This is a genomic window from Leyella stercorea (genome assembly GCF_021531355.1).
GTDB lineage: Bacteria > Bacteroidota > Bacteroidia > Bacteroidales > Bacteroidaceae > Prevotella.
Genome location: NZ_JADYTS010000001.1, coordinates 94,463 through 111,609, shown reverse-complemented (window position 1 = coordinate 111,609; position 17,147 = coordinate 94,463). Strand labels below are relative to the sequence as shown.

At 46.7% G+C, this 17,147-nt stretch carries 12 protein-coding genes; 1 reads left to right on the top strand and 11 read right to left on the bottom strand.

What is annotated here, in order from left to right; translation table 11 throughout:
* Positions 1-155: 155 nt before the first annotated feature.
* From I6E38_RS00420 to fic, 9 genes are all read right to left on the bottom strand, one after another.
* Entirely contained in the window at positions 156-2,567 is a 2,412-nt protein-coding gene (locus I6E38_RS00420; RefSeq protein ID WP_235392120.1) for a FimB/Mfa2 family fimbrial subunit, read from the bottom strand.
* A gap of 25 nt (positions 2,568-2,592) precedes the next feature.
* Positions 2,593-5,511, bottom strand: a complete 2,919-nt coding sequence (locus I6E38_RS00415; RefSeq protein ID WP_235392119.1) for a fimbrial protein — start codon at positions 5,509-5,511, stop codon at positions 2,593-2,595.
* Between the two features lie 61 nt (positions 5,512-5,572).
* Entirely contained in the window at positions 5,573-6,640 is a 1,068-nt protein-coding gene (locus tag I6E38_RS00410; RefSeq protein ID WP_235392118.1) for a FimB/Mfa2 family fimbrial subunit, read from the bottom strand.
* A 132-nt stretch (positions 6,641-6,772) separates the two neighbouring features.
* The gene (locus tag I6E38_RS00405) at positions 6,773-8,443 is read right to left on the bottom strand and encodes an Mfa1 family fimbria major subunit (RefSeq protein WP_235392117.1); all 1,671 of its coding nucleotides are present in this window, start codon (positions 8,441-8,443) and stop codon (positions 6,773-6,775) included.
* Positions 8,444-8,479: 36 nt separating this feature from the next.
* Positions 8,480-9,922: a DUF3868 domain-containing protein gene (locus tag I6E38_RS00400; RefSeq protein ID WP_235392116.1), complete on the bottom strand. Its 1,443-nt coding sequence runs from the start codon at positions 9,920-9,922 to the stop codon at positions 8,480-8,482.
* 14 nt (positions 9,923-9,936) lie between these two features.
* A complete protein-coding gene (locus I6E38_RS00395; RefSeq protein ID WP_337776918.1) occupies positions 9,937-10,503 on the bottom strand; it encodes a DUF3575 domain-containing protein in 567 nt (188 codons plus the stop codon).
* A gap of 741 nt (positions 10,504-11,244) precedes the next feature.
* Entirely contained in the window at positions 11,245-11,466 is a 222-nt protein-coding gene (locus tag I6E38_RS15425; protein WP_337435396.1) for a Fic family protein, read from the bottom strand.
* A gap of 194 nt (positions 11,467-11,660) precedes the next feature.
* A complete protein-coding gene (locus I6E38_RS15420) occupies positions 11,661-12,128 on the bottom strand; it encodes an antitoxin VbhA family protein (RefSeq protein WP_308232289.1) in 468 nt (155 codons plus the stop codon).
* Between the two features lie 20 nt (positions 12,129-12,148).
* Positions 12,149-12,697 carry a protein adenylyltransferase Fic gene (fic, locus tag I6E38_RS00385; protein WP_235392115.1) on the bottom strand — a complete coding sequence of 183 codons (549 nt, stop codon included), beginning with the start codon at positions 12,695-12,697 and terminating at the stop codon, positions 12,149-12,151.
* Between the two features lie 542 nt (positions 12,698-13,239).
* Between fic and I6E38_RS00380 the strand changes: the two genes are divergently transcribed.
* On the top strand, positions 13,240-14,466 hold the full coding sequence (locus I6E38_RS00380; RefSeq protein WP_235392114.1) for an L-serine ammonia-lyase, iron-sulfur-dependent, subunit alpha: 1,227 nt from the start codon (positions 13,240-13,242) through the stop codon (positions 14,464-14,466).
* A gap of 118 nt (positions 14,467-14,584) precedes the next feature.
* Here I6E38_RS00380 and lpxA read toward each other — a convergent pair whose 3' ends face one another.
* On the bottom strand, positions 14,585-15,358 hold the full coding sequence (gene lpxA, locus I6E38_RS00375; protein WP_262912292.1) for an acyl-ACP--UDP-N-acetylglucosamine O-acyltransferase: 774 nt from the start codon (positions 15,356-15,358) through the stop codon (positions 14,585-14,587).
* A gap of 327 nt (positions 15,359-15,685) precedes the next feature.
* Positions 15,686-17,071 (bottom strand): efflux transporter outer membrane subunit, encoded by a 1,386-nt coding sequence (locus I6E38_RS00370; RefSeq protein WP_235392113.1) that lies wholly within the window; start codon positions 17,069-17,071, stop codon positions 15,686-15,688.
* Positions 17,072-17,147: the final 76 nt, after the last annotated feature.

Sequence of the window (17,147 nt, the reverse complement as noted above, 5' to 3'; positions counted from 1 at the left end):
AGAGCAATGAAGAGGAAAAACAAAAGAACAACTTACATTTAAAAACCTCTCAAAGCCACGAGCTTTGTGCACAAGGTTATCCTTGGCTCATAAAAGCTCGAGTTTTGAGAGGTTTTCTTTAAATACCCAAAAATTATCAAAACCTAATTATTCTGCTATTTTGCTACAAGTCTTACTGGCATTGCACGATATCTGCCTGTGTTGCCACCTGACGAACCAGACACAAATCGGTAGTTTGACATATTAAGCGTCTTGCCGAAAACATCAAGATACAAGTACCAGAAGCCGTATTCAGGACTGCTTGCCGAGAATCCCTGATAGTCTGACAGTCGTGAGCTTGTCCATAAATTGGCATGATATTCATCCTTGTAAGTCGCACCCTCATAATATCCGCTCATAGGGATAAATATCTCGGGAATATCCCAGTTTCGCGTAGTAATTCTCAGACAGTTGTACTTCTCGCCATAATGAGTCGTCTCCTCTTCTATCGCCAAGGCATTGTTGTTGTCTATAAGACCTTGCAGACACATGTTGTCGCACACCTTGAAGTTGCCTATTGCCAGAGCATCTACCACATGGTCATCTTTTTTTGCCTCATCAGAACTTTGTGCCTCCGAAATCTTAAAGTAGCCACCTATTGCTCCTATGTTGTCTTTAAGGGCGGTTGTGGAAGGAGAATAGTAGCCGTTGTTTGTGGCACCAAGGTTGCGGTCGAGCATGTAGTAGGCCTTGTACTCGGTAGTTCCATCTTTTTTAGTAACCTTAGCCACTACGTTAACCATCTCATAATAGTACCATCCCGAAGCCTTGCTCTTGCCAAGCTGATAGTCGGTTGCTGCCTTTCCGGTCAGCTGTGCAAACAATCCTACATGATAAACCGGATAGGTTACTTTAATATTGGTTCTATTGTTGGTGATAGTTATAATGGTAAATGCCTCATTGCTAATCCACCTATTATAATTATTGTCGTTATACGATTCGTCCGAATTGTTGGCAAGCATAACCTTGTAGAATCCGCTGACGCTTTCCTTGTCCACCTTCACTCGTGTGTCATTACACGTGAGTTCGTCGCCCTGAAGCTTCGGAATGAGATAGTAAACCGTATTGTTGCCCACAAAGAAGTGGAGTCCGTCGTTGCGCACTCTGCCTTGGTTTTCCGCTGGTGTTATGCCCTGAAGCGAGGCATCCATCCATTTGAAGTAGTCGGCTTCATCATCGGACGAAAGTCCTGCAAGTCCTCGTATCTGCACAATTCTATTTGGATCAGTACGGAAGTCGTAGCCCAACTGTGTAATCTCTACACTGCGCGACAAGTCGCCTGATGTTATTGTCACAATACCAGTATGCGCATCCGATTCGTAGTTCTCGGTCAGAGTAAGTTCGATAGTGTACAGTCTGCCTGCTGACGAGTGGGGTCTAGCAGATGTTGGCAAATCAATATACTTTGCTTTTGATTGATAATCAGTGGGAACTGAAATCCAATCAGGGTTGTTCGAAACTACACTAAAATCTTCAGGGTGCTGCTTGGTTGTTACAAACGTAATTTTAGCCGTCTTTTCCTTACCCAATACAGTCTGCTTGCCACACACGCCAAGTTCGTAGTCCTTACATGCTATCATGTTCACAATAGGCGGATTGTCGTCAACCACCACTACAGACAGTCTGTTCTCTGGCAGATTGTCTATTGCTTCCTGCTCTGTCGACCATCCTGCATGGTTCACAGCCGTAACCTTCACCTGATAATGATGGTTGCGCAGAAGAGCTATCGACTCTAAGGTGCCGTCAGATGTCTTGTTCTTGAACGCCACTTTATAATATGTGTCTGCTCCGCCATCATATTTTGCACGGATAATCATATATGCCTTGTCGGCAGGTGTCTCATAGAAAGGCTGCTCGCCCGATACATAGCCGTCTGTATTATCCGAGCAATCTACCGATGGCAAAGCCACATCATTAATCGACTTTGAGGCTATCGTGCCCGATGATGCCGTGTTGAATAGTCTGAAACCTGTTATCTCGAAATTGGTCAACGACGCATCCTTGGTAACAGACGTTTTGGCAAACTGCCTGAGCAACGACAACGACAGGTTGCCACTAAGCATGTCAGCCACCTTGATGCTTCCCCAACATACGGGAGTGTTGATGTCAATCTTGTCGCTGCGGACAGCATTGTACAGGTTTATCTTTCCCTCAGCGTCCTTGGCATCACTCTCTGTTATATCGGCATTGGCAACAACATGTAGCGTTGCTGCTCCCTCCTTAACCATAACCTTCACCTCGTATGTACCGTCATCCTTGGGCTTGATGTCCGAGCTTGTTATATTGCTCATGCCGAGATACTTGTCGTCTGAGTCATAACACAATACGCAGACTTTGTCGACCTGTTGTGACTCAGCTCTTGTCGTCACAGAATTCTTGGTGAAATTGGGCAACTTAAGAGTCAGCACAACTCCTTCTGACGGCAAGTCTTGCGTGCCGCCTCCTACAATGTCTGTGATGTCGCTGCAAGCAGCCAATGCCACAGCCAAGAGCATGAAGAACCAACTTGTCAATTTCTTGATATACATATTGTTGTCTTTTAATTATTACTTTTTAAAAGGGAGCTCCCTGACTCCATGTCTTGGTGTCCGAATCGAAACTGCCTTCCACAACATAACGCTTGCCGTTCATCTTGGTTGAGGGATAGTTCTCACCATCGAACAGTTTAGTATGAATGGCATCACCACCTACCTTAACCGTCAGAATCTTATCATACTCTCCTAATGGGGCTTTGAGGTGGAGTATGGTCTTGTACCAGGTTTTGCCATTGCGGTCCGGTCCGTATTCAGTGCACTCAAATTCGCCAGGAACATTGCTGTTATTGCACCACATTGTAAATTTACCTTTACCATCTCCACTGTTTACTCCAAATAGAGAATACCAAGCAGTTATTTTTCTGTTCTTGGTATATATGGTATACTCTACGTCTACCACGGTAGGTTTCTCATCATATACTCTGTAGTAAGGATCCGACAATGGGTCATACAGATACCAGCCTTCACGATCCTCATAGTTGAAGAGTGTGATGCCGGGATCGTTGTGATGGGTGAATCGATGCGACTGGAAGCCTGCGTCGAGGAATGTACCATTGCTGAAAATCAGCAGGGTCTGTCCCGGCTTTATCTTCTTTTCAGCAGTAGTCTGTGCCTGTCCCTTACCGTTGTTTCCTACAGACATAGCATTATGCGCTATACTGTAATAGTACCAACCTGGGTTGTTATTGTCAGCCTTCATCGAGCGACCTGGCCACCACTTTCCCTTATACTTATCATTGTCAGTACCCTGCGATACTGTGTTGCGATTGAAATCCTTGTAATCGGTCTCTCCACCGAAATACCATTCTGCCGTATTCGGGTCCTTTGTACCATCAGGCTTTGTCTCACCTATCTGTGTGTAGATGTAGACATAGTGATAGCCGTTGTGCGGTGAACGGTCTTCTTTCCAATTTGAATTCTGTTCTTCATACCAACCGTCACGCCAGTTGTTGTTTTCTTCAGAACCTTTGATGTAGTCTTGCTCGTCAAGCATATTAGAATGCTGATACTCGGTGACACCGCCACCATTGCACCATGCCAAGTCGTTTATGGCTCGCATATATATAATGTAGTCGCCCACTGGAGGACGCACCATTACACGTATCTGCTGTTCAACATTGTTATCGCCAATGGCTTTTACAGTAAAGACGTGTGTTGTTGTTGTCACAGGGTTGGTAACAGCCGTTATGGTGAAGGTACCCTCAGCCACATTAGTATTGTCGCACTTGACGTTTATTGTAGACTGGGCATATTCTACATTTTGTCCCTCTCCCGAAACTGTCCAACCTGACGGGAACTGTATACCACCAAGGTTGGTAGTAAACTTCACCACCTTAGTCAACTCAGGTGCATTACCTCCATCGTAGAAGATAACAACATCCACAGGATCCACCTTGAAGTATGGTGTAACATCGTACGAAACATCAAGATATTTCTTAATGTTGCCTGCCTGTATCCATACTTTGGCAGTGCCTGTAAGAGCATCAGCAGCATTGAAGTCACTTACCGAGATATTTGGATTAATACTGAATGTCACACGTTTGGTCGCAGCATCGTTGGTTGCAATAATAACGGGCAACTTACCAGAACCAACCTTCTCTATCTCAGTGTCACACCCAAACGTGATACCATCCAGCGCGTTGGTCACGTAGTCGATGTAGTCGTCTTGCAGCGACTTAACCTCTGCATTTGATTTCGACACCCAAAGTGTAGTATGGTTGAGGTCGACATCTATAGTTGCCATCTGCCACTCCTTTACGCCCACGATACAGTCGAGATTGACGTTGCCAAGAGTCTTCAGGCGTCCTACTATCTCGTAGTAGGTGCTGCGCGGGAATGTAGGCACTTCTGTTGTTGAAGTCTCGTCCTGACGGTGGCCGAGGTTGATGTTGTAGCTGTTCTTAATGCCCGAACCTCCTACAGCTCCGCCCACCTTCAATGCCGACTGCTGCGAAGCCTGTGCCACGTAGCGCTCGGGCAGATAATAGGTGGCACGGAAGAGCCACTTCTGCTTGTTGTCGACAGGTGCGGCTACACCCTCACCTTCAACTGTGATGATGTCCTTGTCGTTGACATTGGCATTGGCAGGTTCGTCTGTCCACGAAGTATAGTAAGAGCCTTCACCTGTTGAATTCAAAGCATCGTACAATGTCGACTCGATGCCATTGGCATAGTCGTCGCTTACATCGGGGTTAGTGAACTTGCCGTCCCACAACAGACTGGTCTGCGGCGAGAGTCGCTTGCCTATAACGTCAGTAATCTGCAGTCCGTTAGCCTTCAGCGCTGCATTTACGTCAGGTGCATCAGGATCGTACACAAGGTTAAGACACACCTTGACACAGGTAAAACGCAGATTAGCCACAACCGTCTTGGTTGTGTTGTCTGTAGAACTTATGGTGACTGTGCCGTCAGTAGTTGTGCCGTCGGCTGCCTTTGTGGCAGGCTCGTATATCATAGGGATATTATTGGCTACGGGCATGCCAGGCTTTGACATCGGCTGATAAATCAACACCACATTCTTCAAGTCGCCTTCGGTATTAATACTCATGCCGTCAAGCACATCCTTCATGTTGGCAACTACGTACACACGATAGGTGCCGGGCTTGATCTTGAGCTGATAAGAAGCCACATTCTCGTTGAGCATGTTGCTTGCCTCAGGCGACGGCAGTTCCTGCGACAGGAAAGTGCCGTTGCCACCCACGGGGAAGGCATAAAGATGCAGGTCGTTGATCTTGCACTCGTCTACTGAGGCATTGTATGTAGGATTGCTCGAGCCCAGGGCACCCGTGACACCGCTGGCATCACGAGTCACTGGCACATAGACACACAGATTGCCCTCGGATGCCGTCGGATTGTTGTACACATCGGCATCATCGGTGCATGCTGCCAGCAACAACAGGGCAGCAACAGAAAGGAGTATGTCTGCAAGTCGTTTCATTGTTTTTAATGTAATTAGGTTTAAATATTTCAGTTCAGATTCTGTAGCAGTCAGGTATCTGCTACAAGCTTATGCGCTGTATGCGCTTTGCCCAGTCGAGCACACCTACAGAGAGGTTGACATACTGCCACTCGGTACCGATGAGGAAGAAGTCGAGACGATAGTCGTACTCGCGGTCGAGATATTCCTGAATGCCGTAGTTTTGTGAGGCATAGGCATCGCATCCCTGCTGAAGTATGTCGGGCAGATTGATAAGGGCGACGGTCTTGCCCGACACCTTATTATATATATGCAGCATGGCATTGCGGTCGTTCTGCTCAGGCGGGAAATAAACCAGTCGTGAGAGCATCAGTCCGGCGTGGGCTGTGCGTTCCTTAACGTTGCCTGTCGCGTCGCGGAACTCGGTGGTCCATGTATGGAAAGGCGTGTAGCGAAGTTTTGAGTCGCTTGCCAAAGAGTTGTCGTAATTGAAGTGGCCGTTGTCGGCTATTACCTCGTAGCCGAAATCGTCGGCAGAGATGTTGGCAGGTGCGTCAATCTGATGCAGCGAGATGGTGAGCTGCTTGGTGTCGCGCACCAGTGAGATGGTGTCGTGTGTAGCCTGCAGGTCGCGTACGGTAGTAAGGTGTTGCGACATGCCATGCCATAGCGTATCGAGCGGAGCCGAACAGTCAACCTCGTCTATTTCGCCAGCACTTGTACGGTCGAGCACGGTGTTGAACTTGGTCATGTCCTCGCCAGCGGTGTGTGCATGAATGCGGAACTTGGCTCCCTTAGTAGCCAGAGCGTCCTCGTAGCGCTTCTGATTGGCTATAGCTATAAACTGATAGTCGCCAGGCTGCAGATTGAGGTGAACGGCAAAGTCATGGCGGCGGATAGGAGCTTCAGCAGCGGTGTTGAAGGCATCCTGGCGCATAATAAACTTGCCGTCCTTGTCGTATACCATAACAACAATGCCTCCAACGTGGTCGTTGAAGAGATTGGCACGCTGCGTGTTGTAGTCGTAGCGGAAGTGTAGGTAAACGCCAGTATCGCAAGGCTCAAGGTCATCGTGCATCAATGAGCATGAAGCCATCAGCAATGTCATGACGAAAAGTGAGCATAAAGATTTTAGCAGTCCATGAAACATAATGTTTGCCGTTAAATGGTTAAATGAGTGTGATTATTTATTGTATATAGTGGGGTGCTGTATTCAGGTCTTGTATATCTCAATAGGAGGCTGAGCGGTGAACGCCCAGCTCCCCTATCGAAAAACTATTGATTAGAGATCTATGCTCTGGCTGCGCTTAGCCCAGTCGAGAATCTTAACCTCAACGTTGATGTACTGTTCGTTCTCATCATCGGGCATTTCAGGCTTAACCTCAGGAACGTCAGGATAGCCAAGACCGCTGATGCTGTTTACAGAAAGGTCGTACCAGTTGTTGCGGAGCACACCGTAACGGCCAAGGAATGCCATGTTATTACCATTATAAGCTTCGCCAGCATTCCAATGAGTCAACTCGTTGAAGTGCTTGATACGGGCGATGTAATAAGCCTCACCGTTCAGATATGTAGAGATATAGGCTTCTTTCAAACCAAGCTTGTCGTTGATTGCGCTAACTACATTCTCTGTAACCTTTGACTGGCCTTCGCCTGTGTATGTAATATTCTCTGCCTCAATTTTATGCAGACCAGCCTCGCCACTGATGTTTGTGCCCTTAGAAAGGTCTACATCATACTTTGCCTGCTCTTCAGCATTTGTAATGCCCATAACAGTGAGAGCAACGGTCTTAATCTGCTGCGCAAGATTCTCCTCGCTCCATATAGCGGTGTTATTACCGATCTTAAAGAATGTCTGTCCCGTTGTAAAATCCTTAGGAGTGAAAACAGCCTTAAAGACAACACGTGTAGTCTGACCCTGCTTCATGTTGTCAAGGTCGAATGTGTTCTCAAGACAATACTGAGGATTCTCATTACCAGGATCGCCTTTAACTTGGTCTTTCGTTATCATATTGAAAGCATTCTTACATGCTGTCAGATTCTGAAGAGTACCACCAGAATAGTTAGGATCTTTGCCCCAATATACACGCTGGAACATAGAACTTGTCGCATCAAAGAAACGACCAGTATTCCATATCTGATCCCAAGCGGTCATCAAACCATCAGTCTGATGAACAGGGAAGGTTGACTTATTGGTTACGTCAAGCTGCCATTTCTTGATTTCAACTTTGCCACCTTCGTATGTACCAGCTGCGATAGCGTAACCATCGGCATTAAATTTCTGCATTGTAACCTTAGCCAGACCACGCTCTACGTAAACTGTAGTAGCAGGCTGTGCTTCTGCTTGCTCGCGCGATGCACAGATATTGGCAACTGGTACAAGAGTTGTAGGCTCTGTTGATGTACCGGTATACTTCGGAGCATTTGCCATAAAGATACCATCAGTCAAAGCATACTTAACAGCATCTGCGTTTGAAGCATCCGCATTCCATGCAGAATAATTCACGCCAACAACTGGCAACTTAACCTTAGTAGTAGTGGCATCCACATCATTGTTGAGGAGAACCAATGCCTGATAGTTGCCACCAACATTAACACCAGTGAGTTTTACGGTAGCAGTAGCAGCCGTTGTTACACCGTCAGTCTTGATATCCTTCCATGGATTCATGTTTCCGAGCTGTGCACTTGTAACATATTTACCATCCATGTCAAATATAAGGATAGTTCCGTTCTTGACCTCATATTCCTTAGCATCGCCTTCAGCAAATGCAGGCTCACCATCTGTTGCACGTGTAGCACGTGTTGTAGGCAGATTAATCGTGAATGAAGCATAGGCTTCACCTGTCTTGCCAACATTGTCTTTGCCATCAGGAGCAAGGTTGTCGTTGCTTGAACAACCTACCAAGGCTGTAGCCATAACAGCCATTCCGAATAGATTCTTAACGTTTACCATAGTTAAAAAGTTTAATTGATTAAGAAATTATTTGATTTAGAATTTTACGTTAGCAATACGCTGTGCATTAGCCTTGGCATCTGCCGAACCTGCGGCAGCAGCCTCAGCAAACAGCTTGCGAGCCGACTTATAGTCCTTCTTCATTACAGCCAATGCTCCACGCGCATTCAATGCCTCGGCAGAGTTGCCGGCATGTTGCAGATGTCGAGCGGCTGACTCCATATCGCCTCTCTGCAAATCGGCACATGCTGCATTGAGATTGGCTGTAGGATCATTGGGGAACATACGCACGGCAACGTCGAACACCTCGTTGAATTCAGGCGAGCCTGCCTTCATGGTCTGTGCCACAAGATACATCTCCTGCAACGAAAGCTGCTGCGGACGAGTCTTGAGTATCTGCTTGGCTTCCTCTACCGAGAAGGGCCTTACGGTATAGCTCACGGTATAGTCGCTGTGGCGCAGACGCGGATAGATGTCGCTCATTATCACGGCATAATCCTGCGGATAGAGCTGACGTATGCGCTTGTCCTTGTCGTCGGGCGCAAGGGTGGAGTTGGATATATCGAGTATAGCCTCCTTGTTTGCCAGCTGCGACTTGCCAACCAATCGGCTGAATCCGTTCCAGTCCTCCGGTGTGGAGTTTGAGCTGTACAGCTTGGCATCAATAGGATACAGACGGGCTACATAATTCTTAAGAGATGCAGCACGCTCACGTGCCAGACGCTCGTTGTTGGCATAAGGACCGTCGGGCGAGGCATATCCATGTATGTTTATGCCTGTAATCTCTACGTTCTTGTCGTTGCGCACAAGGTCGACGGTCTGAGTTATCTTTGCCAACTCACGTGCATTGTCGAACAAATCCTCTACAATATCGGTCTTGTTGACACGGAAGCTAAGATAAGCCTCGCCCTTCTCGGCACGCTGCTTGCGAGCCTCGGCAGCAGGACGCACAAATGTAACGGCTGGTTTCCAAGCCGCTAAATTGTCGATAGTGGCAAGCTGGAAGTTGTCGAGATTCTCCTTGTCGCCACATCCGCAAATGTCTTGTGCGGTGAGCAGATTCAATTGCTCCGACTCAAACGGACGGTTGCGTATAATGGTCTGGCTGTAGCTTACGCTCTGCTCAGTTCCGTTCTTGCGCTGTACAACCAACGGCTGCTGGCTGGCGGTAGCTATTGAAGCCAATTCGCCGCTGCGCTCCATGCGTATCTGTTTGGATCTGCCGTTGACGATGATTGGAGTGAGGGCTGTCGTGTCGCCGTCGGCAACAAGCATCGGAGTGAAAACAAGTTGCTGTTCGGCCTTAAGCTTCAGGTTGTTGAGGTTGAGGTTGAACGCCACATCCACTTTGTTGCCCTCGACACGGGTCTGCAGATTGTCAATGGCTACAGCTCCGGAGGCAAGCGTCTGTGCCTTTGCCGAGCCGCACGAAGCTGCTCCAATCAGGCACGAAATGATGATATGTGTAAATGAATTCATCTTCATAATGCTGTTTAAAAAATATAAATCATACTGAGAGCTGCCTTGGTAGGTCCAACATAATTGCGGTGGTTGTCCTCCAGACACTTGGCACAGCGTCCGTACAGCTTGTACGGGCTATATGCATAGCCCACACCTACCGATGCCTCCATGTTCCAATGGCGCGAGAGCAACCATTGATAGCCATAGGTGACACCAGCACCTATATACCATCCTTCATAATGGCGTCCGCGTTTTGTCTTGGGCAGTGTGCCGAAGGGCAAGTCGACGTTCTTGATGTTATATTCGCCGGCAAGAGCATGCACACCGAAGAAACTGCCGCCAAAGCGTTGGCAAGTCCACCAACGGTATTCGGGCTCTACGTTCCAGAAACGCACCTTCTTGCCCCCTGAGAACTCCCAAGGGTTGATAGTAGCAAACAGCTGTGCCGTCTGCTTCTCGGCTATGCCTATCTCAACGCCTGCGTTGAGCGATGTTGTAGCCCAACCCAAGAGGTTGGTCTTCAATGCCACGTCCTGCGCTGTTGCTGTGCCTGACGTTGCGAGTAGCATCATTGCCAATATGAACATCTGTTTCATCATTTCAGGCTTTTGTAAAATTATTTATATTTTGGTTTAAGTTTTATTTTCCTCTACAGCATTACATATGAATGTTTTTGTGTCTTCAGTAGCATTCTATATGAATGTTTTTGTGTCTCACGTCTATTGTCTTATTGAAAGTCTTGTGTCAATATTACGATACAAAGATATTACTATAATCAAAAGCCAGTATCGAATTATTATCAAAAACCTACTATTTTTTTGTGCAAACGTTTACACAAAACAACGCCTTACTTTTTGTTGTACAAGATATTTTCATCTAAAAAAAAGACCCTGTCCCTGTACAATATTTGCATTTCCAACCTCTCAAAACTACGAGTTGAGCGCACAAGGACATCTTTGGCTCGAAATTCTTGAGTTTTGAGCAGTTTCGACTATATTACTTATACACAACGGATTACAACGTCAGACAGTAAAATCAATAAAAAACATGAACGTAAAAATGCTTCATTTTTCTGCAAAAGGACCACTTTTGCACTCCAACTGTACTCCATTTACATTGCAACTGTACTCCATTTGCACTGTAAATGTAGTCCTTTTGAAAAGCAAAAGGACAACTAATGAAAGACAAGATGCCATCAGACCATCTAAAAAGCATAAAAATCGACCCCGGAAATCTCTGGAATCGATTTTTATTTTGTAACACTTTTTTACTACATGTACGATATTTGCATCATACGGCATGCTCCATTCTGATGCGCAAAGACAACACCGCAAAGACGGTTATCTGTAGCATTCATCATACACAGCCAATCCTTTCACAGTCAGAAGATACTTCTGACGAGGGTGGCGAGGGGAAGAGGGATAAAGCAAACAAACATAACCTTCACTAATGGCTGGATTCAAATAGAGACATAGGAAGTTTTTCCGCTCCTTCAGTCCAATTGCTGCCAGCATCTCCTTTACTGACATTTTCTTATCCCCTATGATTTTTATCAGTTCCATTATACAAGTATTACTTGTATGTAGCTTGTTCTTTACTTGTGGGGTACTTGTGGGGTGATTATCACGAACTTGTGGGGTACTTGCGTTGTTTGTCAAATTTGGCTGTACTTTCCATTCGTCAGTTGCATGAACATGAAGATAACGATTACGCAAATCCCACTTTTCTCCCAACAACAGATTTCGGAAGAAACGCTCTAAATATACTGGTGTATAATCAATACCCTTAAGAGCGTTCTTATAATTCGCACGAACCAAGGCATTGCGGAAATACCATGAGTGATGAGCAAAAAGACTGTTGTCCACCTTAAAGCCGATTGAACGGAGATATACCCACCAGTACTGAAATCCAACGTCTGTGAAGAAAGAATCTTGGTAATGTTTGCCGAAACATTGTCCGCTTCCTGCTTCTCTTCATCATCCGGCTCACGCAGAGTCTTCGACTGATAGTAACTTCTTATCAGTTCTCGAGCCTCATCAATGTCTATCTCACCCTCAATGTGCTTGCAAGCAGTATCTCGCAGATATTCCGAAGTATGCAATCCATCCACAGCCTGCAGACCGATTGCTGTTTGCCAAATTGAAGCCTTCTCCTTTTGACTTGGCTCTCCTTGACGAATGTATTCATCGAGATCGATGTGTGGTTGTGTTTTAATGATTGTCATTTTTTTTGTAATTATTTATTTTACTTCTCATACCCCTCATAATAATAGCTCTGCTCAATCCCCTTGAATATCACCTCACGATTCTCCGTATCTGAAGTGAGGTTCTGCGAGAGCAGATAGCGCAGTTCGAGGTCGTTGATTGGTGAGCGTTCCATTGCCGAGAGATACTGGTCTTTGTCCACATACTGCCAGTTGACCACTTTGCCAAGTGCACGTTTCAGCATCATGTCGAGCCAAATGCGCGTAGAGCGCCCGTTGCCTTCCATGAAAGGATGGCACACGTTCATCTCTACATACTTCTCTATGATATGCTCAAATGTGTCTTCCGGCATTTTCTCTACAGCAGCGAGTGCAGCTTCAAGATAGAGCGAATTGACAAACCGGAAACCCTCCTTAGCAATATTCTTGTCACGAACAACACCGGCAAATGGGTATAGGCCATTGAACAGATAGCAATGTATTTGCTGAAGCCCTACAGTTGTACCTACAGGCATCAAGTCGATATCACCCGACTCAAAGAGGCGGTGAGCATTCACTAACGAACGTTCGTCTATTTCCTTTGTTGTCATAATTACATTATCTTATTTGTTTCTGCATCTACAAAGATAAACACAATCTTTGACAATCACGAATGATTATGGGGGATAATAAAGTAGTAGCAGACGAACTGAAAGTATAATTCATCAGACTGTTGCTTGTTTTATCAACTTTTCTTATTAAATTTGCTCCATAAGTATATTTTATTAGACTATGGACTTGAAAGAAGTAATGAAATCTCGCATAAAATAACATTCTTGTTCGCTTACGTTGGCAACAAGGTACTAAAAAATTAAGAATATGGAAGCATTGATATTGACTTTTGCATGGCTCATTGCCGTTATGCTGCCATTCGCAATATGGCTCAACACCAAATCGGGCAAGAAGTGGCTCAACAGCCTGTAACAAATGTGCGTCGGACTGGAGTCAGACGTTCGGTTTGCTTGCTGCGGAAATAGCTATCTCATCATGATGGATATTTCAAAACGTTTACACCACAAATAAATAAAAGACCGGACGGCGGTTATTCGGAATTTTGTTGTAACTTTGTAGAAGACTAAAACAAACAACCATTATGAAATCATTGAGAGAACTTTTCCGTATAGGCAAGGGACCGTCAAGCAGTCACACTATGGGACCGCAGAAGGCGGCTAAGATATTTGCAAGTCATAACATGCACGCTGCCTCGTTTGAGGTGACGCTCTACGGCAGTCTGGCTGCTACCGGACGTGGCCACATGACCGACGTAGCTATCGACGAAGTGCTGCGCCCTATTGCTCCGTTGCGTATTGAGTGGCAACCGCAAGTGTTTCTGCCCTTCCATCCCAATGGTATGAAGTTTGTGGCATTTGACAATGCCGGCAATCAGACTGACGAATGGATTTGCTATAGCGTAGGCGGCGGCGCATTGTCAGAAGGCGAGAAGGGACGTTGGCTTACCGGACTGCGCGAAGTGTACAAGCTGAATACGCTACGCGAGATTCAGGACTGGTGCGAAAGCAACGGACGAGGATATTGGGAGTATGTCAACGAGAACGAGGACGAGGATATATGGGACTATCTGATGGATGTATGGAAGGCTATGAAGGAGAGCGTTGAGCGTGGCATCGACCATGAGGGTGCGCTTCCCGGTCCGCTCAATCTTCCACGCAAGGGCCCTATCTATTATGTCAAGGCAAGCGGATACAAGCAGTCACTGCAGTCGCGTGCGCTGGTTTATGCCTACGCTCTTTCGGTAAGTGAGGAGAATGCTTCGGGCGGAATCATCGTGACAGCGCCTACTTGCGGTTCGTGCGGTGTATTGCCCGCTGTACTCTATCACCTCTCTAAGGGTCATAACTTCAGCGACACACGCATTCTGCACGCTATGGCTACAGCCGGAATATTCGGCAATGTGGTGAAGCAGAACGCTTCGATATCTGGTGCAGACGTCGGTTGCCAGGGCGAGGTGGGCGTAGCGTGCGCCATGGCTTCGGCTGCAGCATGTCAGCTGTTCGGCGGAAGTCCGTCGCAGATTGAGTATGCTGCGGAAATGGGACTGGAGCATCACTTGGGCATGACGTGCGACCCTGTGTGCGGACTGGTTCAGATTCCGTGTATTGAGCGCAACGCATTCGCTGCAACACGTGCCCTTGATGCCAATCTCTACGCATCATTCTCTGACGGTACTCACTCAGTTTCGTTCGACCGCGTAGTGAAGGTGATGAAGCAGACGGGCCACGACCTGCCATCGCTGTACAAGGAAACAAGTACGGGCGGACTGGCAAGAGCCTACGAGCAGCACATGAAAGAAAAGAAATAGTTTCCTTCTGAGAAGGAAACAGCTATAAAAAACAACAGCGGCAAGGTTGACATCACGTCGACCTTGCCGCTTCTTTTGAAATAACAACACTAATATATAAAAGGTATGAAAATGCTTTTTATATCTTGCTTATTATACCCAGCTTGCTATCCTCAAGGAATTTGACGATAGCGTTGATCTCCTTTCCAGGAGGCACCTGTTCCTTAATCTGATTGATTGCATCAAATACACTGGTCTGTCCGTGGAACACCAGACGATAGGCATTGGCGATGTGGCCGATGACCTTGTCGGTTGTGTTAGACGACTTGAGCAGTGTCTCGTTGACGCCACCGTAGCGCACGGGATTATCGGTAGCTACGATGAACGGAGGAACATCCTTCGAGATGCGCACACCACTGGTGACCATAGACGCACCACCGATACGCACATTTGAATTGACAATGACACCTGACGAGAAGATGGCAGCGCTGTGAATCTCGCAGTCACCGGCTACCTTTGTACCATAACCGAATGTTACGTAGTTGTCTACCTTGGTGTCGTGTGAGATGTGTACACCCTCCATGAAGAAGTTGCGGTTGCCGATACGTGTCTCACCGTCGACAAATGTAGCACGGTTTACCACCACATTCTCACGGAAAATGTTCTCATCGCCAATAACAAGGCGTGTGTCAGCACCCGTATAGTTGAAGTCCTGAGGTTCAGCACCGAGCACGGTGTTCTGATATACCTTGTTGCCACGTCCCATCTTAGTGCCACGCATGATGCTGACGTATGGGAAGATGATGCAGTCGTCGCCTATTTCAACACCGTCCTCGATGTAGGCAAACGGATAGATTGTAACGTTCTTGCCAATCTTTGCACCCGGAGCTATGTATGCTTTATCACTAATCATAATTTGAATTTTGAATTTTGAATTTTGAGTTTTGAATTGTTGCGGCAAGCCGCAATTTTGAATTTTGAATTTTGAATTTTGAGTTTTGAATTGTTGCGGCAAGCCGCAATTTTGAATTTTGAGTTTTGAATTTTGAGTTTTGAATTGTTGCGGCAAGCCGCAATTTTGAGTTTATCAGTTGTGAATTATGAATTCCAAATTGAATAATTCAACATCGGCAAAGCCGACAATTCAAAATTCAAAACTCAAAATTCAAAACTCGTAATTGAATAATTCAAAATCGGCAAAGCCGACAATTCAAAATTCAAAACTCCTAATTCCTAACTCTTAATATCTTCCTCCGCCCAAAGCGTAGTAGAGGTTCACAACGGCCTGCATCTTGTAGAAATCGTCGGCTACCTTAGAAAGCTCGGCATTGAGCAGGCTCTGCTGTGCGGTGATTACCTCAAGATATGTGGCTGAACCGTCGTTGAACAACATCTTGTTGTACTCTACGTTCTTCTTCAGACTCTCTACCTGCTTGCCCTCAAGCTCGCTCTTCTCGTTAGAAGAGTTGTAGAGCACGAGGGCGTTGCTAACCTCCGAACCGGCTGAAAGCACAGCGTTCTGCCATGTGTTGAAAGCCTGTTCCTGCTTAGCCTTTGCCACCTTCAAGCCTGCAACAATCTGACCATGGGCAAAGATGGGCTGTACGAGTGAGCCTACTGCAGAGAGAAGCCACTTGCCCGGGTTTACTATACCTGCACCACCTGAGTTGGTGAAGGCACCTGTACCTGAGATAGTGATGCTCGGATAGAACTTAGAACGGGCTGCGTTGACATCGTAGAAGCACTGAGCCAATGACATTTCGGCATAGTGTACGTCTGGACGGTTGGCAAGAAGCTGTATGCCAACGCCCGTTGAGAACTGTGCAGGGAGCGACTGTCCCTCGAATGTTCCGCGCTGTATGGTCTGTGCCTGCTGTCCGAGAAGCAGCGAGAGCGAGTTCTCGGTCTCACGGATCTGACGCTTCAGGTCGGTAGCCTGGGCCTTTACAGAATACAGATTTGCCTCAGCACTCTGTACGCTGGTCTCCTTAACACGACCAAGCTCCTTCTGAATCTTCATGATGTTCCATGTCTCTTCAACGAGCTTCGACATATCGTTGACCACCTGCAACTGCTTGTCGAGCATGAGCAGAGTGTAGTACATGTTGGCGATGTTAGAGATTATCTTGGTCTGCACTACGAGCTGGTAGTCCTTAGTGGCAAGCAGAGCCATCTGTGCCGAACGCTTCACATTGAGAAGATTGCCGAAGAGGTCGAGGTTCCATGATGCCGTCACGGGCAATGAGTAGGTCTTTGTGGCAGGATTGCCGTCCCATGAAGCGATTGTTCCTTGCGGCGAGAATGTGAACGAAGGCACGAATGCCAACTTAGCCACCATCAGCTGATCCTCTACTATCTTGACGTTGAGTGCGGCATTGAGCATATTGGTATTGTTGGCAATACCCTTCTCGATGAGCGACTGCAGCTGCGGGTCGGTGAACACCTGACGCCAAGGCAGATTGCCGAAGCTTGCGGTGTCGCTGACGGCGAGCGTGTCGGAGTTGCTCAAAACGTCGCGTACGAGTCCCTTGGTGTTCACCTCGGGACGCTCGTACTTGTTATATATTCCGCAACTGGTCATCAAGAGCGATGCCGAAGCGAAAAGAATTATCTTGTTCAATTTCATTGTTTCGTATTTTTAAGAAGTTAAGAAGTTATGGAGTTAAGAAGTTAAGCCAAATGTACATATGGCTTAACTCCTG

Excerpts from the sequence above, each read along its gene's own strand:
- I6E38_RS00420 (WP_235392120.1), bottom strand. The coding sequence starts at position 2,567 with ATGTATATCAAGAAATTGACAAGTTGGTTCTTCATGCTCTTGGCTGTG.
- I6E38_RS00415 (WP_235392119.1), bottom strand. The coding sequence starts at position 5,511 with ATGAAACGACTTGCAGACATACTCCTTTCTGTTGCTGCCCTGTTGTTG.
- I6E38_RS00410 (WP_235392118.1), bottom strand. The coding sequence starts at position 6,640 with ATGTTTCATGGACTGCTAAAATCTTTATGCTCACTTTTCGTCATGACA.
- I6E38_RS00405 (WP_235392117.1), bottom strand. The coding sequence starts at position 8,443 with ATGGTAAACGTTAAGAATCTATTCGGAATGGCTGTTATGGCTACAGCC.
- I6E38_RS00400 (WP_235392116.1), bottom strand. The coding sequence starts at position 9,922 with ATGAATTCATTTACACATATCATCATTTCGTGCCTGATTGGAGCAGCT.
- I6E38_RS00395 (WP_337776918.1), bottom strand. The coding sequence starts at position 10,503 with ATGATGAAACAGATGTTCATATTGGCAATGATGCTACTCGCAACGTCA.
- I6E38_RS15425 (WP_337435396.1), bottom strand. The coding sequence starts at position 11,466 with ATGGAACTGATAAAAATCATAGGGGATAAGAAAATGTCAGTAAAGGAG.
- I6E38_RS15420 (WP_308232289.1), bottom strand. The coding sequence starts at position 12,128 with ATGACAATCATTAAAACACAACCACACATCGATCTCGATGAATACATT.
- fic (WP_235392115.1), bottom strand. The coding sequence starts at position 12,697 with ATGACAACAAAGGAAATAGACGAACGTTCGTTAGTGAATGCTCACCGC.
- I6E38_RS00380 (WP_235392114.1), top strand. The coding sequence starts at position 13,240 with ATGAAATCATTGAGAGAACTTTTCCGTATAGGCAAGGGACCGTCAAGC.
- lpxA (WP_262912292.1), bottom strand. The coding sequence starts at position 15,358 with ATGATTAGTGATAAAGCATACATAGCTCCGGGTGCAAAGATTGGCAAG.
- I6E38_RS00370 (WP_235392113.1), bottom strand. The coding sequence starts at position 17,071 with ATGAAATTGAACAAGATAATTCTTTTCGCTTCGGCATCGCTCTTGATG.